Here is a 634-nt window from a genome sequence, read left to right on the forward strand (position 1 = left end):
CCTGTAGAACAATATGTTCCGCTGACCGGGAATCAGGCGAAGTAAAACCAGCGAAGATGCGTTGAGAGTGCAGTGAACTCAGGTTGTATTTTCAACGGGTGGGGCGTGGACGTCCTCAGAGGCCGGTAGGGAGGGCATGGCTTCGATACCTCTGACAATCCACTTCTCCTGCTTCATCCAGCGGCGCAGCGGCGGATCTAGGACGTGTCTCCTAAAGCGGCCAGCCAGGCAACAATCGTCGACAGCACCGCAGCTGCCCGGTACACCACCGCCAGCTTGTCGTACCGGTTCGCCAACCCTCGCCACTGCTTGACCTTGCTGAACGCCCGCTCGACCACATTGCGGCCCTTATAGGCCTGCGCATCGAACGCCGGCGGCCTGCCACCGGCAGAGCCCTTGCTCTTCCGGCCGCGAACCTGGTCAGACTTCTCTGGAATGACTGTCTTGATCCCCCGACCGCGCAGGTAGTCCCTGGTTCCCCTCGACGGGTAAGCCCGGTCAGCGATCACCGCATCCGGGGTGGTGCGTGGCCTACCTCCACCGACCCGTGGCACACGAATATCCTCGATGACCTCACGCAGCACCGCCCCGTCATTGCGTTGCCCACCGGTGACGACCACTGACAGTGGTCGGC

General features: G+C 62.1%; 1 protein-coding gene. It reads right to left on the reverse strand.

The genetic code is table 11. The features are described 5' to 3' along the window. Positions 1-197 precede the first annotated feature (197 nt). The coding region (locus ACTXPP_RS14160; protein WP_443342763.1) for a transposase at positions 198-634 on the reverse strand (437 nt) is incomplete at its 5' end.

Source organism: Candidatus Corynebacterium faecigallinarum (assembly GCF_052264515.1).
GTDB classification, from domain to species: Bacteria; Actinomycetota; Actinomycetes; order Mycobacteriales; family Mycobacteriaceae; genus Corynebacterium; species Corynebacterium faecigallinarum.